Here is a 22,939-nt window from a genome sequence, read left to right as displayed (position 1 = left end):
GGAGACCTCGTTCGTCTTTCGGTATCGTCGGTGTTCGGGGATCAGCCGAAACACGGGGTGACGTCCGGCAGGTTAGTCAGGTTCTCTCCGGGTCGGTCTGACCGTTGTCGACCACTTCGCGCTGACGTGAAAGGATGTGCGTTCGTGTCATGCCATGCCGGCGATCCTCACCGCGCGCTTGCCGGCCGGGCGCTGCACCATCGGGTGCTTCAGCCACGCCTCGGCGTCGTAGGCTTCCTCGCGCGCCAGCATCGCCCACAGTTGCCGCGCGTGTTTGTTCGCAATCGCCACCAGCAGCTTGCCGAACGGCATCCGACACGCCAGTTGGCGGATCCAGATCTGCTCGGGCGTGGCCCGATCCTGTGCAGTCACCTTGGCGCGCTGCAGGCTGCTGCGCGCGCCCTGGATCAGCAGCGTGCGCAGGTAGGCATCGCCGCGGCAACTGATCGTGCCCAGGCGGGTGTGCCCGCCGCTGGAGTGCTGGGTCGGCACCAGGCCGAGCCATGCGGCCAGTTGCCGGCCGTTCTTGAACTCCTTGGCCGAGCCGACGCTCGCCACCATCGCATCGGCGGTGAGCGGGCCAATGCCGATCAGCGCGCGCAGCCGCACGCAGCGCTCATCCGCCTTGGCGTGCGCTTCGATGCGCGCATCGCACGCGGCGATGCGGTCGCGCACCTGCGCCCAGTGCGCGCTGAGATCGCGCAGCAGTTCCTTCAGCTCCGCAGGCAACGATGCCGCTGCGTCGAGATCCGCCAAGGCGATGCGCAACGCCCGGTCACCCTGCGCCATCACGATGCCAAACTCGGCCAGCAGACCGCGCAGGCGGTTGCTGATCTCCAGCCCTTCGGTCTTGTAGCCCTCGCGCACGCGATGCCATGCCAGCCGCGCCTGCTGCTCGACCGACTTGACCGGCACAAAGCGCATGTTGCCCTGGCGTGCCGCCGTGGCAATCGCCTCGGCGTCGTTGCGGTCGTTCTTCAGTGTGCGGCTCTTGCGGAACGGCGTCACGAACTGCGCCGCCATCAAGCGCGGCTGCAGACCGACCTCCAAACAGCGCCGCGCCCAATGGTGCGCGCCACTGCATGCCTCCATCGCCACCACGGTGCCGGCCGGCACCTGCGCCAGCCACAGCGCAAACGCTTCACGCCCGAGATCCTGCCGCCGCTGCACGTGTCCGGCGCCATCCACCGCACATACGGAAAACAGGTTCTTCGCCAAATCCACGCCCATGGTTATAGTGCTCATCGAGACTTCCCCTTCTGCTGACGGTTGTAAAAACCATCATGGCCCTCGAGGCCGTTGGAAGCGGGAAGTCTCTTTTTACTCGTCAGGTCCCCGGTGGAACCATCATTCAAATGACCTCACCTATCTCGCCCGGATCTAGCGGTGGAGGGCTGTTCGACAGCGAAGGCCGTCTAATCGGCATTACCTCCTACTACGCAGCTAACGGTCAGCAGCTCAACTTTGCGCTACCCACAGAGTGGATTGAAGCGCTTCCCCAACGCAGCAAACCGCCAGAGGAACTGGCCCAAAAGCAATCCAAGTCCAGTGCCGACGTCCAACAAGGTGTTCGAGCGGCGTTGAGCGGCGACTACGCCACGGCGGTTGCGATATTGGGACCCCTTGCCGAACAGGGCAATGCAAGAGCGCAATTCGAAATTGGATTTATGTACTCTAACGCCCAAGGCGTCCCGCAGGATTATGCAAAGGCCCTTCATTGGTATCACTTAGCGGCGGCCCAGGGATTTGCGGAAGCGCAATACAACATCGGGGTGATGTACGACCAGGGTAAAGGCGTGCCGCAGGACGAAGCCGAAGCGATCGAATGGTATAGCAAGCCGGCGGCCCGGGGACTCGCGCAAGCGCAATACAACATCGGATTGGCCTACTTGCAAGGCAGACCTGGCATTATGTCGGACTACGCCAAAGCGTTTAACTGGCTTAGTAAGTCGGCCGCGGAGGGGTATGCTGACGCACAGCTGGCCCTAGGTACGATGTACGGAGGAGGCTTGGGCGTCCCGCAAAACGACGCCCATGCGGTCGAATGGTTCCGAACGGCTGCGGCGCAGGGAGTAGCGGGTGCGCAGGCCTTACTCGGAGTGAGCTACGAGTATGGCCGAGGCGTTCCGCAGAGCTATCTCAAAGCACTCGACTGGTACAACAAGGCCGCCGCACAGGGAAATGACATCGCCGAGACCAATCTCGGAAACTTGTACGGTGCTGGCCACGGCGTCCCGCAGGACGATACCAAAGCGGCTTACTGGTACGGCAAGGCGGCGGAGCAAGGCGTGGTCGTGGCGCAGGCTAACTTGGGAGCACGGTATGCCGCTGGCCGCGGCGTCCCGCAAGACTTCATGCTAAGCACCAAATGGCTCATTCTCGCGCACGCTGGCGGCGATGAGGAAGCAGGCAAGCTGGTGATCAAACTTGAGCAGATCATGCCAGCTGCGCAGGTCGCCAAGGCGCAACGTCTCGCGCAGGAGTGGTGGTCCGATCACCATAAGTGAGAACGGGGCCCACCCATGCCGTGCCGATTGCGCTACGTAACCGGGTCCGTAACCGGGTCAGAGCCCCTTACAGGCGCGATATGCGTCGGCTGACGTGATGAGGGGGGATGGCTGATGGGCGCGACGTGATCGGATGGGCAGACTGCAGCGGTGCCGAAGGAGACCGCGGATGCCGCGTCAGCCGAGACCCGATCTCGCCGCTGTGCCACAGCACGTGGTGCAGCGGGGGAATGATCGCCAGCCCTGCTTCTTCACGGCCGACGACTACCGCCGCTACCTCGCCGGACTGCGCGAGTCAGCAATGCGCTACGACTGTGCCGTGCATGCGTATGTGCTGATGACCAATCACGTGCATCTGCTGGTCACGCCGTCGTCGGCCGGGGCGGTGTCGCGGATGATGCAGTGGCTGGGTCGGCAGTATGTGGGCTACATCAACGGGCGCTACCGGCGCACGGGGACGCTGTGGGAAGGTCGCTACAAGTCCTGTCTGGTGGATGGCGAGCGCTATCTGCTGACGTGTTACCGCTATATCGAGCTGAATCCGGTGCGGGCGGGCATGGTGGCCGACCCGCTGGACTACGCCTGGTCGAGTTATCGCGCCAATGCCTGTGCCGTCGCCGATGCCGTGGTGATCCCGCATGATGAGTACCTGCGCCTCGCCGCCGATGCGGAGCAGCGTTGCGCGGCTTATCGGGCGCTGTTCAAGGATGCGCTGGACGCCGACCGGCTGACGGAGATTCGCGCCTATGTGCAGCAACAGCGCGCGCTTGGCACACCGCGCTTCCAGCGCGAGATCGAAGCCGTTATCGGCCGCTGCGCCAGTGTGCGCGCCGCACACCGGCCACGGCGGGAGTCGGGTGCTGCGTGAAGTGGCTCTGACCCGCTTTGATGTGAAGTGGCTCTGACCCGCTTTGATGTGATCGTGTGCTTCACCGATACTGCGGCCGCCGCGGTGTGGCTACGATCTGCCTGCGAGCAACTCATCCAGCTGCGCGAACTGTTCGGGCAGGCCTTCCGCCGAACCGGCGAGCGCGTCCTCGAGGGCCGCCGTGGTGGGATAGAGTTCGTGGAAGGTGACCAGCGTCTTGCCGTCATTTTCTTCGAACGTCACCGTGGTCACGGCCCCTTCGTCGCTTTCCTCATTCATCCAGACGATGCGCTGGTTCGGTGTCACTTCGCGGTACGTGCCGAAGAACGCCATCGGTTGATCGAAGGCCGGATGGCTGAACACGAGGCGATACGCGCCCCCGGTGCGAATATCCATGTCGCACGAGACCAGCGACATGCCAACGGACTTCGGAACCCACCACTGCTTGAACAATTCGGGTTTGCTCCACGCTTCGAAGACGATGTGCACCGGGGCATCGAACGTTCGCTTCACGACGAGTTCGCGGTCGGACTTGCGTTCCACGACGGTGCGGTTCATGACGGCGGAACTACCTTCTTTTTCGTTGGGCATCTGCCTTCTCCTTGTGTTTCAAGTGTTCGACAAGCTCATCCAGCACATCGAAGCGTGCGCTCCACAGTTGGCGGTGTTGCTCGATCCAGGCGGCCTCTTCTTCCAGCCGGCGCTGTCCGAGCTTGCAGGTTCGTACGCGCCCGACCTTCTCCGTGGTCACGAGCCCCGCCTGCTCCAGGATGCTGACGTGCTTCTTCATGCCCGTGAGGGTCATGTGAAACCTTTGGGCAAGGTCGGTGATTGAGGCGTCTGAACCTCCGAGCTGCTCCAGCACACCGCGTCGGGTGACATCGGAGAGCGCGGCGAACGTTGTGTCGAGGCGGGCTTGACAGTGAACCATATGGTTCACTGTAAATCACACATAGGGGATGTGCAAGCAGATGACCCCACGGGCGCAAATCGCACGTAGCTCCTCCACCGCCGCAACCTCGCAACCGGGCCAGAGCCCCTCACAGGTGGCGTCAGGACATGGCGGTGTTCAAGCGTGCTGCCGTGCAGGGCCAGTGTCGGTCGGGAAATCCAGCGCGGGCGTGACAGAAATGACGCCCTGGCCTTGGGGTTTCTTTGCCGCCCGTCGCAGCAGCGACAACATCAGCGCCAGCAGCAGGCACGAGGCGATGCCCAGGCCGGCGTCGGCGACAAAGGCGCCTGTCAGCCCGTAACCTGCATAGGCGTGGCCATCCACGGCCACCATGTAGTCGATGGGGAACGCCGCGGCGGCGGTGAGCAGGCTGAATGTGGTCGCCGCCAGCGGGTTGTCGGAGCCGATGGTTTCGAAGGTGATCGCGGTGCTGCCGGTGAGCGCCAGCGACTGGAACACGTTTTCGCCCAGCAGCGCCAGCACGAACACGGCGGGTGTGTGCGGCAGCAGCAGCAGGCTCAGCGTGAACAGGCCGCCGACGATGCCGATGGTGAGGTACAGCGGGCGCAGCGACAGGCGTTTGGCCAGCACGGGCAGGGCGAGGCAGCCGACGATGCCCGCCGCGATCATGCCGATGCCACCGGCGACGCTCACGACCTGCATCGAGGCATGGAAGTTGTCGCCCAGCCCGCCCAGCACGTTGGTCAGCGTGAAGGACGCCGACGGCAGCAGGAACATGGCCAGCGCGACCAACACTTCGCGGCGCTTGAACAGGCGCCCCACTTCGACGAAAAACCGCCCGAAGCTGTCGCGCGCCAGGCCGGCGTCGGGCGGCGTGGCCGGAATGAAGGGATAGATCGCCAGCGGCAGCAGTTGCACCGCGCCCAGCACGACCGCGGCCACCGGCAGCGACAGGTGCCGGATCATGGTGATCGCGGCCATGACGGTCAGCCCGCCGCCGCCGATGTTGCCGATCATGTACCACGCGCTGAGCCGGCCCTCGTCCGCACGCGAGATCACGGTCGAAAACCAGCCACCGAGCGCGTTCTGCATGATCGCGCTTGCCGCCATCGCCAGCAGCAATACACTGCTCAGTAGCGTGAAGTTGGACAGGTTCAGCAAGGCCAGCGGCGTCAGCACCGCGGCGATCACGGCACCGGCCGCGGCATAGGTGCGCCGGGTGTAGCGCACGTCGAGCAGCGGGCAGATCAGGAAAATCCAGAAGATCGGCGATATCGCCAGCGCGGTCAGCATGGCGATGCGGTCCTCGGGCACATGCCGGGCGGCCAGCAGCTGCGGGATGGTGACGATGATCAGGCCGCCGAGCATCCCGAACGGAAGCATCGTCATGCCCATCAGCCAGATCGGTGCGCGGCGGCGGTTGGCCATGGGTCTCTCCGGTTGGGGACATGTCGGGTCTGGGCCACGACGCGACCTGGTTGATTTCGTCGCCGCGGCGCATGCGCGCCACGCCGCGTGCCGCGACAACGCATTGACTCGGACCCCGTTCGTGGCGCATTCGTTCCATGCCGCCGGTACCTGCCCAGGCTCGGCCCGCACGTCTTCGGCGTGTTCGCCGCCACGGGTCGATGCCGTAAGCCGGGCGTGATTTCCGACGCAGCGCAGGAACTGCCGCCGTGGCGCGTTGTCTGCCATTCATCCTCGCAGCCACAGCAGACCAGGCCCATGAACCTCACGCACGCGGCACGACGCATCCATGCTGCCCGATTCTTCGCCCTCCTCGGGCTGGCCCTGCTGCTGGGCGCGCTGCCGCGACCCGACTATGCGCGGCAACTGACCGACGCCGACTACGCCCGCGCGGCGAAATTCCTGCTGCGCAGTACCGATCCGCTGGTCGGCCGCAACTATGACCCGCTGGTCGACCACGAAGTGCAACGCGTGCACTGGCTGGACGCCACGCACTTCTGGTATCGCGACCACGACGCCAGCGGCGACCGCTTTTTCGAAATGGACGCTCGCACCGACCAGCGCTTGCCCGCGTTCGACGAATCGAAGCTGGCCGCCGCACTGGGCAAGCCCGCGGGCAAGCCGCTGGACGCGAAGCACTGGCCGCACGCCTTCGATTTCAGGCGGCTGCCCGATGGACGACTCGCTGTCGCCATCGCAGGCAAGCACTACCGCTGCGACCTGTCCGGCGCGGGCCGCTGCACGCAGGAGAAAACCGGTTTGAAGGGCGTGGATGGGCACGCGGAACGCTCGTCCGACGGCAAATGGCTGGTGTTCGCGCGCGACTGGAACCTGTGGCTGCGCGACGAAGCCACCGGCAAGGTGACGCAACTCACCAGCGATGGCGTCGCCAACGATGGCTATGCGACCGAGTCTTTCGGGCCGATGACCAGCAACGGCGCGGTGGTGCGCTGGGCGCCGGATTCACGGAGCCTGGTCGCGTTCCGCCTCGACCTGCGCAAGGTCAAGGACATGTATGCCCTGGTGACGCGCGTGGGCCACCCGAAGCTGGAGTCGTGGCCGTATCCGCTGCCTGGCGACAAGCACGTGTTCATGGTGCGGCCGGTGGTGATCGACGTGGCCACGCGCAAGGTCACGCCGCTGCAGATGGCGCCCGAGCAGCAGCTCGGTTCGTGGAACGACGTGCAGTGGGCGCCCGACAGCAAGACCTTCGCATTGGTTTCGACTTCGCGCGACCGTCGCCAAGAGTGGTTCCGCATCGCCGATGCCGCAACCGGCGACGTGCGCACGGTGTTCGAGTACACCGCCAAGGACTTCTACCAAGGCTGGTACGGCCGCCCCGACTGGCAGTACCTGCCCGCATCCGGTGAGGCGATCTGGCCGACCGAGCAGAACAACTGGATGAACCTGTACCTGTACAGCCTGAAGACCGGGAAGATGCTGCACCCGATCACCACCGGGCACGGCGATGTGATCCAGGTGCTGCACCTCGACCGCAAGACCCGCACGCTGTGGTACGTGGGCGTGGGCCGCACGCCGGGCATGAATCCGTACTACCGGCAGTTGTTCAAGGTGAATATCGACACCGGCAAGACCACGCTGCTGACTCCCGAAGACGCCGACCACCGCATCACCATGGCGCCGGATGGGCGCTACTTCGTCGATTCGTATTCGACGCCGACCACGCCGCCGGTGACCGTGCTGCGCGCGGCGGATGACGGGCGCATCCTCGCCACCGTGGCCAGGACCGACATTGCCCGGCTGGTCGCCACGGGCTGGGTGCCGCCGGTGCCCTTCACCGTCAAGGCGCGCAACGGCACGACCACGCTGTACGGGCTGTTGTACAAGCCCACCAACTTCGACCCGCACAAGAAATACCCGATCGTCGATTTCGTCTATCCCGGCCCGCAGATCGGCTCCATCGCCACCTTCAGCTTCCGCTCCGAGCGCGGCAGCAACCAGGCGCTGGCCGAGCTCGGTTTCATCGTGGTGACGCTGGATGGCATGGGCACGCCCTACCGCTCGGCCAGTTTCCAGCGCGCCTGGTACGGCGACATGGGCGACGACACCATCCCCGACCAGATCGCCGGCATCAAGCAACTGGCGGCGCGTTATCCGTGGATGGACCTGGATCGCGTGGGCATCTGGGGCCACTCCGGCGGCGGCAACGCCACCGTGTCCGCCATGCTGCATGACCCCGACTTCTTCAAGGTGGGCTGGGCGGAAAGCGGCAACTACGACAACCGCGACTACTACTACGCCTGGGGCGAGAAGTGGGAAGGCCTGCTGGTGAAGCACAAGAACGGCACCAGCAACTACGACAACCAGGCCAGCGAACTGCTGGCGAAGAACCTCAAGGGCCACCTGATGCTGGTGCAGGGCTCGATCGACGACAACGTGCCGATCAGCAACACCTACCTGCTGGTCAGCGCGCTGATGAAGGCCAACAAGAACTTCGACATGCTCATCGTGCCCAACGAGCGCCACCACTACGGTCCCTACACGCCGTACATCACGCGCCGCATGTGGGACTTCTTCGTCCGTTACCTGGCGGGCAACACGCCGCCGCACGAGTTCGACGGCATGCCCAAGAGCCTTACCCAGTAGGAGGTCTCGAATAGCCGGGGCTCGTCATTCCCGCGAAGGCGGGAATCCAGTGACTCGGCACTTCACTCAATTACAGGCGCTGGATGACCAGCTTCGCTGTCGTGCAGCGACTCCCGTCCCCGACACAGGCGCTCGGGAACCGAAAGCACGGTGTCAGGTTTAGCTTCGCAGCATTCCTCGGCGTACGATCCGCAGGATGGTTCGCCCCGTTCGCCTCGAATTCGGTGGTGCGCTCTGCCACGTGACGGCGCGTGGTGATCGCCGTGAGGCGATCTATGAAGATGACGCGGATCGGAAGCATTTTCTGGAAGTGCACCGCTGCAGATCACGCAGCCGAGGATTGAACCATGGCCAGCAACACGAAATCCGGCATCGAACCGGGCATGCCGGTTCGCTACGATTCAACCACGATCGCCCTGCACTGGCTGACGGTCGTGCTCGTCATCGTGTTGTTCGCACTGGCGGAAACCTGGGGCTTGCTTCCGCGTGGCACGCCGCTCAGAAAGCAATTCCAGTCGCTGCATATCTCGCTGGGCATTGTGCTGGCCCTGGTGATCGTGGCGCGCCTGGCGTGGCGCGCCACGCGCGGCAGGCGCTTGCCCGCAGCGGCCAGCGGTGTGCAGGGATGGGCCGCGAAGGCGATGGACTACGCGCTCTATCTGCTGCTGGTCGTGCAAATCGTGCTGGGCTTCGTGTTGCGCTGGGCGCAGGCCGAAGCCTTCCAGTTCTTCGGACTTTTTTCGCTGCAATTCGCGACGGTCAGGCAGGCCGCCCTGGATCACACCATCGGCAGTCTTCATGACACGGTGGCATGGACCATCATCGTGCTCGCCAGTCTGCATGCCGCCATGGCGTTGATACACCACTACATCCTCAAGGACGGCCTCCTGAAAAGGATGCGGCCAGGCTGATGGTGGCGCAGCGGGAAGCCCCGTGCCGCCGCATAACCCGGTCGCAGCGCATACGACACGGGCACGATTGACCGGCAAAGGTCAGGCTGGCTTGTGGCTTGTGGCTTGCGGCGACCGACGCGGCGTTTTGGCTGCGCCCGATGAACATCCTGTGGCGAGCCCAGCGCCCGCTCCGCTTGGTTGTCCTGATCAGAGCTCTGGATAGGCTTCCAGGCCACAGTACGCGCATTTGCGGCCGCGGATATTGGCGCCCAATGGATGTTTGACGCCGAAGTGGTGGCCGCAGCGCGGGCAGGGGAAAGTCCTGATGCGGATGTATGCGACGACGAGCGCGCCGCCCAGCACGATGAAGATGCTGGAAGGCACGACGTGCTCCAGCGTCGTGCCGTAAGTGATGAAGCCGGCGAGGAAGGTTGCCGGCAGGGTGAAGATCAACGCGAACGTTGCAGTGCGCGTCCAGAATCTGAGCCGCAAGATCTGCCGGGAATAATCATTCATGTGGCCGACTATACGTGACGGGGGTTCTGCGCCGCGCCTGGCACGATGACCGTTGCGGCGTCCCTTACCTGGTTCCGGTTGCCCGAGTCTCGTTGCAGGTGTAGGTGGGCGATCTGGCGGCGACGTGTCGACTAGGTATCGACCGCGACATGAAAAAAGGCCCGGTATTGAAGCCGGGCCCTGGACAGAAAGTTACATAACTCATTGATTTATTGGTGGGCGGTACAGGGATCGAACCTGTGACCCCTTCCATGTCAAGGAAGTGCTCTACCGCTGAGCTAACCGCCCACGTGGGTTGCGAAGTGTAGCAATGCTTGCGCGGAAGGTGGGATTGCGCGGCGCATCCTGCACCGCGCCCCGCGCGCGGAGCGCTCGGGGCCACCTGCGGTGTCTGCGATTGCTCCGGCAATCGCGTCGAACCGCGTGGGCTCTCACCCATGCTCCGCTGCATGACCAGGCGGCGTCACGCTCCGGACTCAGCCGTTTCATTCAACTGGCGGAGAGGGTGGGATTCGAACCCACGTTACGGCATAACCGTAAACCGGATTTCGAGTCCGGCGCATTCGACCACTCTGCCACCTCTCCGCGACGCCTGTGCGGCGCGCTGCACAAGGCCGCGCATGATAAGCGCAGCGCTGCATCGTGACAACCGCAGCGGCTTTGGGCATGCTCGCCCGCTTTGGAAGGACGCCATGTTCGAATTCGGTCACGCCACCCATCCGGGCCGCAAGCGCCAGTTCAACGAAGACGCCTACGCGATCGATGCGGCGGCGGGCGTGTTCGTGGTCGTCGATGGCATGGGCGGGCCGGGTCATGGCGAGGCGGTGGCGGCGGTGGCGCGCGATGAAACCCTGCGCGCGGCGCGGCTGGGCGTGCCGCTCGATGACGCCGTGCGTCGCGCCGCGGCGGCGGTGGCGCGGTATCTGGCGCAGCATCCGGTCGCGCATCCGGCGGGTGCCGCCTTGGCGGTGTTGCGTCTGGCCGAACCCGATTTCGAGCTGGCCTGGGTTGGCGATTGCAGCATCCTGTTCGGCGGCAGTGATGCCGCACAGGTGGCCAACGCCGCCGCCCTGCCGTGCAGCGACGCGCATGCGGCGCAACGGCCCAGCGCGACCGCGCTGCTGGGACTCGGCGCCAGCGACGCGCTGTGCATCGGCCTGCGCAAGGGCACGCTGCGGCATCCGGTGGCGATCCTGCTGTGCAGCGATGGCGTGATCGAAGCGAGCACGCCGCAGGCGCGCCAGCAGGCGCTGATCCGCCATGACCTGAGCGCGCAGGAATCGGTCGAGCACCTCTTGCTGGATGCGCTCGCGCACCCTGCGCGCGACAACCTCAGCGCGATCCTGGTGCGCCTGCGCCATTGAGCGCGAGGCACGCGCCGTGCGCGGCGAGGCGGGGTCAGTCTGCAGCGCCGGCGTCGGCTTCGCGCTGGCGCCACAGGCATGTGCCCTTGCTGGCCTTGTCCAGCGCATCCAGACGCAGCGCGTGCGCGGCCTGTTCCTCGATGCTCGCGCGCAGCACGCGCGGGCGTTGCGCCGTGCCGGGCCCGGCACGCGCACGGCTTGGTTTGCGCGCGCCGGCCGCGCCCGCCGTTTCGGCATCGAAGGCGAAACTCAGCGCGCTTTGTCCGGCGGTGAGCGCCAGGTAGACATCGGCCAGCAATTCCGCGTCGAGCAGGGCGCCATGCAGTTTGCGGCTGGAGTTGTCGATCTCGAAACGCTTGCACAAGGCATCCAGCGAATTGCGCTGGCCGGGAAAGCGTTCGCGCGCCAGCAGCAGCGTGTCGGTCACGGCGAAGCGCTGCGCCAGCGGCACGTGCGCGGCATCGAGGCGCTGCAGTTCGGCATCGAGAAAACCCAGATCGAAGGCCGCGTTGTGGATCACCAGCTCGGCGCCGTCGATGAATTGCAGCAGCTCCGCCGCCACCTCGCTGAAGCGCGGCTGCGTGGACAGGAATGCATCGTCGAGGCCATGCACCGCCAGTGCGCCACGGTCCACCGCGCGCTCGGGGTTGAGGTAACGCTGGAAATGACGCCCGCTACGGCGCCGGTCGCCCAGCTCGACGCAGCCGATCTCGATCAGGCGGTGGCCCTGATTGACCTCGAGGCCGGTGGTTTCGGTATCCAGCACGACGATGCGGTTCATGCGCGTGGCTGGGCCTCGGCGGCGGCGCGCGCGGCCTGGTCCACGCGCTCGTTTTCCGGATGTCCGCTGTGGCCGCGCACCCACGACCAACGCACTTCGTGCGTTCGCGCCGCGGCGTCCAGGCGTTGCCACAGGTCCTGATTTTTCACCGGTGCCTTGCTCGCGGTGCGCCAGCCGTTGCGTTGCCAGCGCGGCACCCATTCGGTGATGCCCTGGCGCAGATACTGCGAGTCGGTGCTCAGCTCGACACGGCAGGGTCGCTGCAGGGCTTCCAGTGCGGCGATGGCGGCCATCAACTCCATGCGGTTATTGGTGGTCTGCGGCTCGCCGCCGCTGAGCACGCGCTCGTGCGCCTGCCTGCGCAGCAGCGCCGCCCAGCCGCCCGGGCCGGGATTGCCGAGGCAGGCGCCATCGGTCCAGATCTGCACGTCGACGACGCTCATGACGCGGCGCGCTGCGTGCCGCCGGGCAGGACCGGCACATGCCGACCGGCCAACACGCCGCGCGGCTCGCGTGTCAGCAGCAGGATGCGTGCGCTGGCGCGCCGTTTGCGCATGACCAGCAGATAGCTGGAGCCTTGCCGCTGCATCAATTCACGCTCGAATCCATGCGCGCGCAGCAGATTCGCCAGCGCCAGCGCCGAGCGCAGATGGCAGGGCATGCCGGCCCGCCGCGCCCGCTGCTGCAGCCACCATGCCTGCGGATGCCAGGCGGTGAAACCGCACAGCAGCACGCGCGCGCCCGGTAGCGTCACGCGCGCCAGCTCGGCGATCAGCGCCGCGGGCATGGGCGTGGCTTCAAGCACATGGCTGGCAACCAGCAAGGCGAAGCTGTCATCGGCGAAGGGCAGTTCGCAGGCCAGCGCGCGCACGCTGCCGTGCCAGGCCGCGCCGTCCAGATCGAGCCGCGTCCAGTGCCCCAGACCGTTGGCCGACTCCGGCAACGCGGCGCCCAGCAGGCCGGCGCGGCGCAGGTACAGCGCGTGCGTGCCGCTGCTGGTGCGCAGGAACGGCGCCAGCAGCGTGGCCTCCACGCGCTGCAGCGCGCGCGCGCGCGACTCGGTCAACACGGAGGTGCATTCAGGCATGCCGCGCATTGTGCGCGATTACGCGGTCGAGGTTAAGGCAGGCCGCGGCATAACCTCGCGCCAACCGTCGCGGGGAGATAATGGATGAATCGCCAGCAATGCGGAGCCCGCCCATGTCCAGCGTCAGTCTTGGCCGCACCGGCCCGCGCGTTTCCAGTTTCGGTCTCGGCTGCATGGGCATGTCGGGCATGTACGGGCCCGCGGATCGCGCCGAGAGCATCGCCACCATTCACGCCGCGCTGGAGTCCGGCATCACCCTGCTCGATACGGGTGATTTCTACGGCTCCGGCCACAACGAGTTGCTGATCCACGAGGCACTGCGCGCGCACCCGCGCGACGCGGTGCTGCTGAGCGTGAAGTTCGGCGCGTTGCGCGATCCGGCCAATGGTTGGGTCGGCAACGACACGCGTCCGGCGGCGATGAAGAATTTCCTCGCCTATTCGCTGCAGCGCCTGGGCGTGGACTACATCGACATCTACCGCCCGGCGCGGCTCGACCCGCAAGTGCCGATCGAGGACACCGTCGGCGCCATCGCCGAGATGGTCAAGGCGGGTTATGTGCGTTACATCGGCCTGTCGGAAGTGGGCGTGGATACCCTGCGCCGCGCCGCCGCCGTGCATCCGATTTGCGATTTGCAGATCGAGTATTCGCTGGTTTCGCGCGGCATCGAGGACGCGATCCTGCCCGCCTGCCGCGAGCTCGGCATCGGCATCACCGCTTATGGCGTGCTGTCGCGCGGCCTGATCAGTGGCCACTGGTCGCCGCAGGCTTCGCGCGCCGGCGATTTTCGCGCGCACAGTCCGCGTTTCCAGCCTGGCAATGTCGAACGCAACCTCGCGCTGGTCGAATCCTTGCGCGCGCTCGCCGCCGCGCGCGGGCTCAGCCTGGCGCAACTCGCCATCGCCTGGGTGACGGCGCAGGGCGCGGACATCGTGCCGCTGATCGGCGCGCGGCGCCGCGCGCAACTGCACGAGGCGTTGGCTGCGCAGGGGCAGCGGCTCGATGCCGAAACGCTGGCCGCGTTGGCGCGGGCCGTGCCGCGCGATGCCATCGCCGGCACCCGCTACGCGCCTGCGCAGATGGCGCTGCTGGACAGCGAGCGCGCCTAGGCGCGCAGCGCACGGTTGCGAGCCATGCCTCGAAATGCGCCACGCCGCTGTTCTATTCTCGAACCGGCATGACCGCGCCTGGAACCATGACGACCCCATCCATCCGTCTCGATAACGTGCTTGACCATCTGCTCGACGCGGTGTGTCTGGTCGATGCCGAGGGCCGCTTCGTGTTCATCAGTGCCGCCTGCCAGAGCATCTTCGGTTATGCGCCCGCGGAACTGGTCGGCACCCGGATGATCGATCTGGTGCATCCCGACGACCGCGCGCGCACCCTGGAGGCGGCCGCCGCGATCATGCGCGGGGTGCCCAATCCGCACTTCGAGAATCGCTACGTGCGCAAGGATGGGCGCGTGGTGCCCATCATGTGGTCGGCGCGCTGGTCCGAGGAGGATGGCGTGCGCATCGCCGTGGCGCGCGACATCACCGCGCTCAAGCGTGCCGAGTCGGTGCGCACCGCGCTGCTGGCCATCTCCGAGGCGGCGCACGTCGCCGCGGATCTGCACGAGCTGTTCCGCGACATCCACTCGATCATCGAAACCTTGCTGCCGGCGCGCAATTTCTTCGTGGCCTTGCTGGATGACGCGCGCGACACGCTGAGCTTTCCGTATTTCGTCGATGAGCACGATAGCGCGCCACAACCGATCAAACTCGATTCCGGTTCGCTCAGCGCGCGCGTCATCCGTAGCGGTACGGCGCTGCTGCTCACCGCCGACGGTAACGGCACGATCTGCGCAAACGGCGAGTTCGGCGCCGGCACGCCTTCGCTGGACTGGCTGGGCGTGCCGCTGATCGCGCGTGGCGACACGCTGGGCGCCCTGGTGGTGCAAAACTACTCGGGCGACGCGCGCTACACCGACGCGGACAAGCAATTACTGCAATTCGTATCCACCCAGATCGCCGCCGCCATCGAACGCAAGCAGACCGAAACCAGGCTGCGCCACATCGCCCAGCACGATGCGCTCACGCATCTGCCCAACCGCAAACTGTTCGATGATCGCCTGCAGGCGGCACTGGACCATGCACGCCGCGCGCATTCGTGCCTGGCCGTGCTGTACATCGATCTGGATCACTTCAAGCAGGTCAACGATAGCCTGGGTCACGCCGCGGGCGACCGCCTGCTGCATGAAGTCGCGCGGCGCATCAGCGGCTGCGTGCGCGAATCCGATACGGTCGGGCGCATGGGCGGCGACGAGTTCGTGGTGCTGCTGACCGGGATCAAGCAGGCAGCGCATGCCTTGCTGGTGGCCGAGAAAATCCGCGCCGGCCTGCAGCGGCCGTTCGCGCTGGATGCGCAGAACGTATCGACTATGGCCAGCATCGGCGTCGCAACCTACCCGGAGCACGCCGACGCGGGGCACGCGCTGCTGCGCGTCGCCGACCAGGCGATGTATCGCGCCAAGAAGCTCGGCGGCAATCGTTGCTGGATGGCGCTGGCCGAACTCGCGGAGTGATCGCCGCGGCCCGCTAGCCGCCGATGCGACGCACGCGGTAGCGACGGCCCTTGATGGTGCCGGCGCGCAGGCGCGCTACGGCTGCGTCGACCAGTGCGCGGCGAATGGCGACATAGGCGCGCGTGGCGAACACATCGATCTTGCCGACGTCCTCGGCGCGCAGGCCCGCGTCACCGGTGAGCGCGCCGAGGATGTCGCCGGGGCGCATCTTGTCCTTGCGTCCGCCATCGATGCAGACGGTGGCCATCGGCGCCAGAGCCAGTTGCTTGCCGGCGCCGCGCGCAGGTGGCAGCGTGTGCCATGCCAGCGCGCTGCCCGCCTGCGCCTCGATGGCGCTGGCGCGCGCGCGTTCGCGCGGTGTGCACAGGCTCAGCGCCAGACCCTTGGCGCCGGCGCGGCCGGTGCGGCCGATGCGGTGCACATGCACGTCCGCGTCGCTGGGCAACTCCCAGCTGATCACCGCGGCCAGGCCATGCACGTCGAGGCCGCGCGCGGCGACATCGGTGGCCACCAGCACCGCGCAACTGCGGTTGGCGAAACGCACCAGCACTTCGTCGCGGTCACGCTGCTCCATTTCGCCGTGCAGCGCCAGCGCCGAGAAGCCGCGCCGATCGAGTTCCTCGGCCACCTCGCGCGTGTCGCGCCGGGTATTGCAGAACACCAGCGCCGATTCGGGCTGCTCGCTGCGCAGCAACTGCGCCAGCGCGTCCATTTTCCGTGCGGGTTCGACTTCGAAGAAACGCTGCTCGATGTCGGGCAACGCGTTGACACTATCCACGGTCACGCTGACCGGATCGCGCTGGATGCTGGCGCTGATCTCGCGCATCGCCTGCGGCCATGTCGCCGAGAACAGCAGCGTCTGCCGCAGCGCCGGCGTCTTGCCGATGATCTCGGTGATGGCCTCGCTGAAGCCCATGTCGAGCATGCGGTCGGCCTCGTCCAGCACCAGCATGCGCAAGGCCGACAGGTGCAGGCTGCGCTTGCGCAGCAGTTCCTGCACGCGGCCGGGCGTACCCACGACGAGGTGCGGATCGTGCGCCGCCAGCGAGGCCAGTTGTGGCCCCAGCGCGATGCCGCCGCTGAGCGTGAGCAGCTTGATGTTGGGCGTGGCGCTGGCCATGCGGCGGATTTCCTTGCTGACCTGGTCGGCCAGCTCGCGTGTCGGGCACAGCACCAAGCCCTGCACCCGGTTCTGGCTTGCGTCCAGTCGCGCCAGCAGGCCGAGGCCGAACGCCGCGGTCTTGCCGCTGCCGGTGCGCGCCTGCGCGATCACGTCCTGCCCGGCCAGGATCGGCGGCAGGCTGGCTGCCTGCACCGGGGTCATGCGGGCATAGCCCATCGCCGCCAGGCTTTGCAGCAGGGCAGGGCTCAATGGCAGTTGCGCGAAGTCAGTCATGCGCCATGATCGCATCGAAGGCGCCGCGCGGCGCTCACCATGACGTGCGCTGCGGCAGCAGTCCGTGCAACTCGGCGTCGGTCAGGTTGCGCCATTGCCCCACGCGCAACGCGCCCAGCCGGATGTTGACGATGCGCACGCGGCGCAACTGCGTGACGCGATAGTCGAATGCCTCGGCCATCAACCGGATCTGCCGGTTGAGGCCTTGCGTCAGCACGATGGCGAAACCGAACTTGGCGATGCGCCGGGTCTTGCATGGCCGCGTCATCTGCCCGTGCACGCGCACGCCGCGCGCCATGCCGGTCAGGAATTGCGCCGTCACCGGGCGGTTGACGCCGACCAGATATTCCTTTTCGTGCGCGTTCTCGGCACGCAGGATCTCATTGACGATGTCGCCGTTGCTGGTCAGCAGGATAAGGCCTTCCGAATCCTTGTCCAGGCGTCCGATGGGGAAAATGCGCTCGGCGTGGTCGATGAAATCGACGATGTTGTCCTTGACCGCGTGCTCGGTGGTGCAGGTGATGCCGACCGGCTTGTTCAAGGCGATATACACATGCCTGCGCGCCGCCGCGCCGCGCGCCGCGCGCGGGCGCAGCGCCACGCCATCCACGCACACCACGGCGTCCATGGTCGCCACGGCGCCGATGGCCGCGACGGCGCCATCGATCGTCACGCGCCGCTGCGCGATCAGCGCGTCGGCCTCGCGCCGCGAGCACACGCCGCTGTCGCTGATGAGCTTGTTGACGCGCATGCCGGTGCCGATGCCCCGCGGAGTGGGCGCGCATGCTGGCACAGCGGCCATGCAGCGTCACCTGGCGCGCGCGGCGCGGCGGCGCGGCGCCGCGCTACAAGCCCCGCCGCGGAACATCAGCCAGCGCTGCTTGCGGCGCCTTGCCGAAGGGCTAGACTGCGCGCGACTTGGTTCGGGTCGCCCACCGTGGATTGCCTGGCGGGCGTGATCGTTGCTTCCAGTTGGAGGTACGTGGTGCAGCCCACCGATATCCGCAAACCCGAGTATTTTCACAAGGTCGTCGATTGCCAGTGGGCCTGTCCGGCCCATACCCCGGTGCCCGAGTACATCCGGCTGATCGCCGCCGGGCGCTACGGCGATGCCTACATGGTCAACTGGGAGTCGAACGTGTTCCCCGGCATCCTCGGGCGTACCTGCGACCGCCCCTGCGAGCCGGCCTGCCGGCGCGGCCGCGTCGAGGAAAACAACGGCAGCGTGCCCGAGCCCGTGGCGATCTGCCGGCTCAAGCGCGTCGCCGCCGACCACAAGGACGACATCCGCGGCCGCCTGCCGCAACCCGGCAAGCCCAACGGCCGGCGCGTGGCCTGCATCGGCGCCGGCCCGGCCTCGCTGACGGTGGCGCGCGACCTGGCGCCGCTGGGCTACCACATCAGCGTGTTCGACAGCGACGCCAAGGGTGGCGGCTTCATGCGCACCCAGGTGCCGCGCTTCCGCCTGCCCGAGGCGGTGATCGACGAGGAGGTGGGCTACATCCTCGATCTCGGCATCGACTTCCGCGGCGGCCAGCGCGTCGATTCGCTGAAAGCCCTGCTGGCCGAAGGTTTCGATGCCGTGTTCATCGGCTGCGGCGCGCCGCGCGGGCGCGACCTCGAGCTGCCCGGCCGGCGCGAGGCCGCCGCGCACATCCACATCGGCATCGACTGGCTGGCCTCGGTCTCGTTCGGCCACATCGACGCCATCGGCAAGCGCGTGATCGTGCTCGGCGGCGGCAACACCGCGATGGACTGCTGCCGCTCGGCGCGGCGTCTCGGCGGCGAGGACGTCAAGGTGATCGTGCGCTCCGGCTTCGAGGAGATGAAGGCCTCGCCGTGGGAGAAGGAAGACGCCCAGCACGAGGGTATCCCGATCCTCAACTACCTGGTGCCCGTCGCCTTCGAGCATGAAAACGGCCGGCTCACCGGCATGCGCTTCCAGAGCGTGCGCGCCGAACGCGATGCGCAGGGCCGGCGCGCGCTGGTGCCCAGCGGCGCGCCCGAGCAGCGCTTCGACTGCGACGCGGTGCTGATCGCGGTCGGCCAGGAGAATGCGTTTCCGTGGATCGAGCGCGACCTCGGCCTCGACTTCGACCGCTGGGGCCTGCCGGTGCTGGACAAGGCCACGCTGCAGTCGACGCTCCCTCGCGTGTTCTTCGGCGGCGATGCCGCGTTCGGCCCGAAGAACATCATCTGGGCCGTCGCCCACGGTCACGACGCGGCGATCTCGATCGACAAACTGCTCAACGGCGAGGACATCCGCGCGCGGCCCGACCCGCTGCTGCGCATGACCTCGCAGAAGATGGGCATCCACGAGTGGAGCTACGACAACGACATCTCGCCCGAGCAGCGCCACAAGGTGCCGTGGGCGGCCGCCGAGAAAGCGCTGAAGAGCATCAAGGTCGAGGTCGAGCTGGGCTTCGACGCCGCCAGCGCCTGGCAGGAAGCGCAGCGCTGCCTCAACTGCGACGTGCAGACGGTGTTCGCGACTAGCCTGTGCATCGAGTGCGACGCCTGCGTCGACATCTGCCCGATGGACTGCATCAGCTTCACGCAGAACGGCGAGGAGGCCGAGTTGCGCCCACGCCTGCACGCGCCTGCGCTGAACCTGACACAGGACCTGTACGTGTCCGACCCGCTCAAGACCGGCCGCGTGATGGTCAAGGACGAGGACGTCTGCCTGCATTGCGGCCTGTGCGCCGAACGCTGCCCCACCGGCGCCTGGGACATGCAGAAGTTCCTGCTCGAGATGACCCACGCCGGCCCCGGCTGTCACGCCAAGGCGGCGAAAAAGGAGGCCGCATGAGCGCCACGCGTCCAGCGCCAGTCCTTCCCCTCTCCTCGCGGGAGCGGGTGGCCGCAGGCCGGGCGGGGGTTTGCGCGTGCCGTAACGCCTGCATCTGCGGAGCCCGCGCATGAAGCCGATCGAGGCGGTCAACGACTTCGTGGTCAAGTTCGCCAACGTCAATGGCTCCGGCTCGGCCTCGGCCAACGAGCTGTTCGCCAAGTCCATCCTGCGCATGGGCGTGCCGGTCAGCCCGCGCAACATCTTCCCCTCCAACATCCAGGGCCTGCCGACCTGGTACGAAGTGCGCGTCACCGAGGCCGGCCATCTCGGCCGCCGCGGCGGCGTCGACCTGATGGTGGCGATGAATCCGCAGACCTGGGACGCCGACCTCGCCGAGATCGAGCCCGGCGGGTATCTGTTCTACGACAGCACGCGGCCGCTGCCGGCGGCGAAGTTCCGCGCCGACATCAGCGTGCTCGGCATGCCGCTGACCGAGATCTGCAACGGCACCTACGACGATCCGCGCCAGCGCCAGCTGTTCAAGAACATCATCTACGTCGGCGCGCTGGCGGCGCTGCTGCAGATCGATCTCGCCGTGATCGAGGCGCTGATCGCCGAGCAGTACAAGAGCAAGCCCAAACTGCTGGCGCCCAACGTGCACGCGCTGCACCTCGGCCACGACTACGCGAGTCAAAGCCTGCCGGCGATCGGCCTCGGCGTGCGCCAGGCCGACGCCGTGGGCGGGCGCATCTTCATCGACGGCAACAGCGCCGCGGCGCTGGGCTGCGTCTACGGCGGCGCCAGCGTCTGCGCGTGGTATCCGATCACGCCCTCCTCGTCGCTGGCGGAAGCCTTCCAGAAGTACTGCCAGAAGCTGCGCGTCGACCCCGACACGGGCAGGAACCGCTACGCCATCGTGCAGGCCGAGGACGAGATCGCCTCGATCGGCATGGTGGTCGGCGCCGGCTGGAACGGCGCGCGCGCCTTCACCGCCACCTCAGGCCCCGGCATCTCGCTGATGAACGAGTTCATCGGACTGGCCTACTTCGCCGAGATTCCGGTGACGATCATCGACGTGCAGCGCGGCGGTCCGTCCACCGGCATGCCGACGCGCACCCAGCAATCCGACCTGCTGGCCTGCGCCCATGCGTCGCACGGCGACACCAAGCACGTGCTGCTGCTGCCCGAGGACCCGCACGAGTGCTTCGAGTTCGCGGCGACCGCGCTGGATCTGGCCGACCGCCTGCAGACGCCGGTGTTCCTGATGACCGACCTCGACATCGGCATGAACCAGCGCTTGTGCGCGCCGTTCGCCTGGGACGATGCGCGCCGCTACGACCGCGGCAAGGTGATGACGGCGGAAGAGCTCGATGCCGGCAAGGATTTCGGCCGCTACAAGGACGTCGACGGCGACGGCATCCCCTGGCGCACGCTGCCGGCCACGCATCCGACGCGCGGCAGCTACTTCACCCGCGGCACCTCGCGCGACGCCTACGCGCGCTATTCCGAGCGCGGCCCCGACTACGTCTACAACATGCAGCGCCTGCTGCAGAAGTTCGACACCGCGCGCAGCCTGGTGCCGGCACCGATCCTGCGCGCGGCGCCGCGACCGACGCCGCACGGCGCGATCTTCTTCGGCTCCACCAGCCCGGCGATGGCCGAGGCCATCGATGCGCTGCAGGCGGACGGCATCGCGCTGGACACCCTGCGCGTGCGCGCCTATCCCTTCCCCGACGCGGTGCGCGACTTCATCGCCGCGCACGAGCGCGTGTTCATCGTCGAGCAGAATCGCGACGGCCAGTTGCGCAGCCTGATCGTCGACGCCTTCGGCATCGACCCGGCCAAGCTGGTTCCGGTGCTGCACTACGACGGCACGCCGATCACCGCGCGCTTCATCGCCGGCGCGATCGGCAAGCACGCCGGCGCGTACGGCGTGACCGCGCTGCACGCCGGCCGGGTGGCATGAACGTGGGCCGCATAAGAGCAGGTGACCCGAGATGACCTACATCGCCAAACCCAAGCTGCACCACCCGACCCTGGCCTGCAACGCCATCGGCTACACCCGCCGCGACTACGAGGGCAAGGTGTCCACCCTGTGCGCCGGCTGCGGCCACGACTCGATCTCGGCGGCGATCATCCAGGCCTGCTGGGAGCTGGACATCGAGCCGCACCGCGTCGCCAAGCTCTCCGGCATCGGCTGCAGCAGCAAGACGCCGGATTATTTCCTCGGCCAGTCGCACGGCTTCAACACCGTGCACGGGCGCATGCCCTCGGTGCTGACCGGCGCCAACCTCGCCAATCGCACGCTGCTGTATCTGGGCGTGTCCGGCGACGGCGACTCGGCCTCGATCGGGCTGGGTCAGTTCGCCCACGTCATGCGCCGCGGCGTCGACATGACCTACATCGTCGAGAACAACGGCGTGTACGGCCTGACCAAGGGCCAGTTCTCGGCCACCGCCGATCCGGGCTCGGTGTCCAAGAAAGGCGTGACCAACACCGACAGCCCGCTGGACATGGTCGGCATGGCGCTGATGCTCGGCGCCAGCTTCGTCGCCCGCGGCTTCTCCGGCGACAAGCGCCAACTGGTGCCGCTGATCAAGGCCGCGATCGCGCACAAGGGCGCCGCCTTCATCGACGTGATCAGCCCCTGCGTCGCCTTCAACAACCACGCCGGCAGCACCAAGAGCTACGAATACGTGCGCGAACACAACGAGGCCGTCAACCGCCTCGACATCATGCCGGCGCGCACGGAAATCACCGTCGACTACGCCGACGGCGACACCATCGAGGTCGAACAGCACGACGGCAGCGTCCTGCGCCTGCACAAGCTGCACACCGACTACGACGCCCACGACCGCGTCGGCGCGATGAACTACCTGCAAGCCCACCAGGCCAAGGGCGAAGTCGTCACCGGCCTGCTCTACGTCGATCCCGAAGCCCGCGACCTGCACGCCCACCTCGACACCGTGGACGCGCCGTTCAACACCCTGGGCGAGCGCGAGCTGTGCCCCGGCGCGGCGGTGCTGGAGAAGATCAATAAGGGCTTAAGGTGAGGGCGGCGTTGAGTTCAAAGCCATGGAGACAAAAGTGCACTCTGACCCCTGTTTTGATGTTCTCGCAGCGATGCTCGTTTATGTGTGGGTTGTCCGCGGATAGTACCGTCCAACTATTCGGTCGAGCGGACGC

General features: G+C 66.9%; 20 protein-coding genes and 2 tRNA genes. 10 read left to right on the top strand and 12 right to left on the bottom strand.

Annotation, left to right across the window (positions count from 1 at the left end; genetic code table 11):
* Window positions 1-147 precede the first annotated feature (147 nt).
* Window positions 148-1,245: an IS110 family RNA-guided transposase gene (locus Mschef_RS13030; protein WP_081126072.1), complete on the bottom strand. Its 1,098-nt coding sequence runs from the start codon at window positions 1,243-1,245 to the stop codon at window positions 148-150.
* Window positions 1,246-1,283: 38 nt separating this feature from the next.
* Here Mschef_RS13030 and Mschef_RS13025 point away from each other — a divergent pair, with 38 nt between their 5' ends.
* Window positions 1,284-2,507: an SEL1-like repeat protein gene (locus Mschef_RS13025; protein WP_081129091.1), complete on the top strand. Its 1,224-nt coding sequence runs from the start codon at window positions 1,284-1,286 to the stop codon at window positions 2,505-2,507.
* A 169-nt stretch (window positions 2,508-2,676) separates the two neighbouring features.
* Window positions 2,677-3,375: a transposase gene (locus Mschef_RS13020; RefSeq protein ID WP_081129088.1), complete on the top strand. Its 699-nt coding sequence runs from the start codon at window positions 2,677-2,679 to the stop codon at window positions 3,373-3,375.
* A gap of 90 nt (window positions 3,376-3,465) precedes the next feature.
* Here Mschef_RS13020 and Mschef_RS13015 read toward each other — a convergent pair whose 3' ends face one another.
* From Mschef_RS13015 to Mschef_RS13005, 3 genes are all read right to left on the bottom strand, one after another.
* Window positions 3,466-3,966: an SRPBCC family protein gene (locus Mschef_RS13015; RefSeq protein ID WP_081129085.1), complete on the bottom strand. Its 501-nt coding sequence runs from the start codon at window positions 3,964-3,966 to the stop codon at window positions 3,466-3,468.
* Entirely contained in the window at window positions 3,944-4,306 is a 363-nt protein-coding gene (locus Mschef_RS13010) for an ArsR/SmtB family transcription factor (RefSeq protein WP_081129082.1), read from the bottom strand. Before Mschef_RS13010 ends, Mschef_RS13015 begins: the two co-directional genes overlap by 23 nt.
* A 138-nt stretch (window positions 4,307-4,444) precedes the next feature.
* On the bottom strand, window positions 4,445-5,716 hold the full coding sequence (locus Mschef_RS13005) for an MFS transporter (RefSeq protein WP_168708915.1): 1,272 nt from the start codon (window positions 5,714-5,716) through the stop codon (window positions 4,445-4,447).
* A gap of 297 nt (window positions 5,717-6,013) precedes the next feature.
* Here Mschef_RS13005 and Mschef_RS13000 point away from each other — a divergent pair, with 297 nt between their 5' ends.
* Together Mschef_RS13000 and Mschef_RS12990 are read left to right on the top strand one after the other, a co-directional pair.
* Window positions 6,014-8,362 carry a S9 family peptidase gene (locus tag Mschef_RS13000; protein ID WP_081129076.1) on the top strand — a complete coding sequence of 783 codons (2,349 nt, stop codon included), beginning with the start codon at window positions 6,014-6,016 and terminating at the stop codon, window positions 8,360-8,362.
* A gap of 347 nt (window positions 8,363-8,709) precedes the next feature.
* The gene (locus tag Mschef_RS12990; protein ID WP_081129073.1) at window positions 8,710-9,273 is read left to right on the top strand and encodes a cytochrome b; all 564 of its coding nucleotides are present in this window, start codon (window positions 8,710-8,712) and stop codon (window positions 9,271-9,273) included.
* Window positions 9,274-9,462: 189 nt separating this feature from the next.
* Here the strand turns inward: Mschef_RS12990 and Mschef_RS12985 are convergent, their stop codons facing one another.
* The 3 genes from Mschef_RS12985 to Mschef_RS12975 form a co-directional block, all read right to left on the bottom strand.
* Window positions 9,463-9,708 carry a hypothetical protein gene (locus Mschef_RS12985; RefSeq protein ID WP_081129070.1) on the bottom strand — a complete coding sequence of 82 codons (246 nt, stop codon included), beginning with the start codon at window positions 9,706-9,708 and terminating at the stop codon, window positions 9,463-9,465.
* Between the two features lie 276 nt (window positions 9,709-9,984).
* A tRNA-Val gene (locus Mschef_RS12980) sits at window positions 9,985-10,059 on the bottom strand.
* A 206-nt stretch (window positions 10,060-10,265) separates the two neighbouring features.
* Window positions 10,266-10,356: transfer RNA gene (locus Mschef_RS12975), tRNA-Ser, on the bottom strand.
* 107 nt (window positions 10,357-10,463) lie between these two features.
* Here Mschef_RS12975 and Mschef_RS12970 point away from each other — a divergent pair.
* The gene (locus Mschef_RS12970) at window positions 10,464-11,135 is read left to right on the top strand and encodes a PP2C family protein-serine/threonine phosphatase (protein WP_168708914.1); all 672 of its coding nucleotides are present in this window, start codon (window positions 10,464-10,466) and stop codon (window positions 11,133-11,135) included.
* Between the two features lie 34 nt (window positions 11,136-11,169).
* Here Mschef_RS12970 and dnaQ read toward each other — a convergent pair whose 3' ends face one another.
* Genes dnaQ through Mschef_RS12955 form a run of 3 tightly spaced genes read right to left on the bottom strand, consistent with a single transcriptional unit; the run spans window position 11,170 to window position 13,003 of the window.
* Window positions 11,170-11,916: a DNA polymerase III subunit epsilon gene (gene dnaQ / locus Mschef_RS12965; protein ID WP_081129066.1), complete on the bottom strand. Its 747-nt coding sequence runs from the start codon at window positions 11,914-11,916 to the stop codon at window positions 11,170-11,172.
* Entirely contained in the window at window positions 11,913-12,359 is a 447-nt protein-coding gene (rnhA, locus tag Mschef_RS12960; RefSeq protein ID WP_081129063.1) for a ribonuclease HI, read from the bottom strand. Before rnhA ends, dnaQ begins: the two co-directional genes overlap by 4 nt.
* Complete coding sequence (locus tag Mschef_RS12955; protein WP_168708913.1) at window positions 12,356-13,003, bottom strand: class I SAM-dependent methyltransferase; 648 nt, start codon at window positions 13,001-13,003, stop codon at window positions 12,356-12,358. Before Mschef_RS12955 ends, rnhA begins: the two co-directional genes overlap by 4 nt.
* A 113-nt stretch (window positions 13,004-13,116) precedes the next feature.
* Here Mschef_RS12955 and Mschef_RS12950 point away from each other — a divergent pair, with 113 nt between their 5' ends.
* Both Mschef_RS12950 and Mschef_RS12945 read left to right on the top strand, forming a co-directional pair.
* Window positions 13,117-14,112, top strand: coding sequence for an aldo/keto reductase (locus tag Mschef_RS12950; protein ID WP_081129057.1), 996 nt, complete (start codon window positions 13,117-13,119; stop codon window positions 14,110-14,112).
* Window positions 14,113-14,198: 86 nt separating this feature from the next.
* Window positions 14,199-15,566, top strand: coding sequence for a sensor domain-containing protein (locus Mschef_RS12945; protein ID WP_081130031.1), 1,368 nt, complete (start codon window positions 14,199-14,201; stop codon window positions 15,564-15,566).
* Window positions 15,567-15,579: 13 nt separating this feature from the next.
* Here the strand turns inward: Mschef_RS12945 and dbpA are convergent, their stop codons facing one another.
* Both dbpA and Mschef_RS12935 read right to left on the bottom strand, forming a co-directional pair.
* Window positions 15,580-16,962, bottom strand: coding sequence for an ATP-dependent RNA helicase DbpA (gene dbpA, locus Mschef_RS12940; protein WP_081129054.1), 1,383 nt, complete (start codon window positions 16,960-16,962; stop codon window positions 15,580-15,582).
* 34 nt (window positions 16,963-16,996) lie between these two features.
* A complete protein-coding gene (locus Mschef_RS12935) occupies window positions 16,997-17,713 on the bottom strand; it encodes a pseudouridine synthase (RefSeq protein ID WP_081129051.1) in 717 nt (238 codons plus the stop codon).
* Between the two features lie 234 nt (window positions 17,714-17,947).
* On the opposite strand from Mschef_RS12935, the gene Mschef_RS12930 reads away from it, so the two are divergent.
* From Mschef_RS12930 to Mschef_RS12920, 3 genes are all read left to right on the top strand, one after another.
* Window positions 17,948-19,771, top strand: a complete 1,824-nt coding sequence (locus Mschef_RS12930) for an FAD-dependent oxidoreductase (protein ID WP_081130030.1) — start codon at window positions 17,948-17,950, stop codon at window positions 19,769-19,771.
* 109 nt (window positions 19,772-19,880) lie between these two features.
* Complete coding sequence (locus Mschef_RS12925; protein ID WP_081129048.1) at window positions 19,881-21,719, top strand: 2-oxoacid:acceptor oxidoreductase subunit alpha; 1,839 nt, start codon at window positions 19,881-19,883, stop codon at window positions 21,717-21,719.
* Window positions 21,720-21,750: 31 nt separating this feature from the next.
* Complete coding sequence (locus Mschef_RS12920; protein WP_081129045.1) at window positions 21,751-22,806, top strand: 2-oxoacid:ferredoxin oxidoreductase subunit beta; 1,056 nt, start codon at window positions 21,751-21,753, stop codon at window positions 22,804-22,806.
* Window positions 22,807-22,939: the final 133 nt, after the last annotated feature.

Origin of the sequence: Metallibacterium scheffleri (assembly GCF_002077135.1) — a bacterium.
GTDB lineage: Bacteria > Pseudomonadota > Gammaproteobacteria > Xanthomonadales > Rhodanobacteraceae > Metallibacterium > Metallibacterium scheffleri.
The sequence above is the reverse complement of the archived record's forward strand: the minus strand, read 5'-3'. Positions and strand labels throughout refer to the sequence as shown.

Coding starts and splice junctions, on each gene's coding strand:
- Mschef_RS13030 (WP_081126072.1), bottom strand. CDS start 1,245: ATGAGCACTATAACCATGGGCGTGGATTTGGCGAAGAACCTGTTTTCC.
- Mschef_RS13025 (WP_081129091.1), top strand. CDS start 1,284: ATGGCCCTCGAGGCCGTTGGAAGCGGGAAGTCTCTTTTTACTCGTCAG.
- Mschef_RS13020 (WP_081129088.1), top strand. CDS start 2,677: ATGCCGCGTCAGCCGAGACCCGATCTCGCCGCTGTGCCACAGCACGTG.
- Mschef_RS13015 (WP_081129085.1), bottom strand. CDS start 3,966: ATGCCCAACGAAAAAGAAGGTAGTTCCGCCGTCATGAACCGCACCGTC.
- Mschef_RS13010 (WP_081129082.1), bottom strand. CDS start 4,306: ATGGTTCACTGTCAAGCCCGCCTCGACACAACGTTCGCCGCGCTCTCC.
- Mschef_RS13005 (WP_168708915.1), bottom strand. CDS start 5,716: ATGGCCAACCGCCGCCGCGCACCGATCTGGCTGATGGGCATGACGATG.
- Mschef_RS13000 (WP_081129076.1), top strand. CDS start 6,014: ATGAACCTCACGCACGCGGCACGACGCATCCATGCTGCCCGATTCTTC.
- Mschef_RS12990 (WP_081129073.1), top strand. CDS start 8,710: ATGGCCAGCAACACGAAATCCGGCATCGAACCGGGCATGCCGGTTCGC.
- Mschef_RS12970 (WP_168708914.1), top strand. CDS start 10,464: ATGTTCGAATTCGGTCACGCCACCCATCCGGGCCGCAAGCGCCAGTTC.
- dnaQ (WP_081129066.1), bottom strand. CDS start 11,916: ATGAACCGCATCGTCGTGCTGGATACCGAAACCACCGGCCTCGAGGTC.
- rnhA (WP_081129063.1), bottom strand. CDS start 12,359: ATGAGCGTCGTCGACGTGCAGATCTGGACCGATGGCGCCTGCCTCGGC.
- Mschef_RS12955 (WP_168708913.1), bottom strand. CDS start 13,003: ATGCCTGAATGCACCTCCGTGTTGACCGAGTCGCGCGCGCGCGCGCTG.
- Mschef_RS12950 (WP_081129057.1), top strand. CDS start 13,117: ATGTCCAGCGTCAGTCTTGGCCGCACCGGCCCGCGCGTTTCCAGTTTC.
- Mschef_RS12945 (WP_081130031.1), top strand. CDS start 14,199: ATGACGACCCCATCCATCCGTCTCGATAACGTGCTTGACCATCTGCTC.
- dbpA (WP_081129054.1), bottom strand. CDS start 16,962: ATGACTGACTTCGCGCAACTGCCATTGAGCCCTGCCCTGCTGCAAAGC.
- Mschef_RS12935 (WP_081129051.1), bottom strand. CDS start 17,713: ATGCGCGTCAACAAGCTCATCAGCGACAGCGGCGTGTGCTCGCGGCGC.
- Mschef_RS12925 (WP_081129048.1), top strand. CDS start 19,881: ATGAAGCCGATCGAGGCGGTCAACGACTTCGTGGTCAAGTTCGCCAAC.
- Mschef_RS12920 (WP_081129045.1), top strand. CDS start 21,751: ATGACCTACATCGCCAAACCCAAGCTGCACCACCCGACCCTGGCCTGC.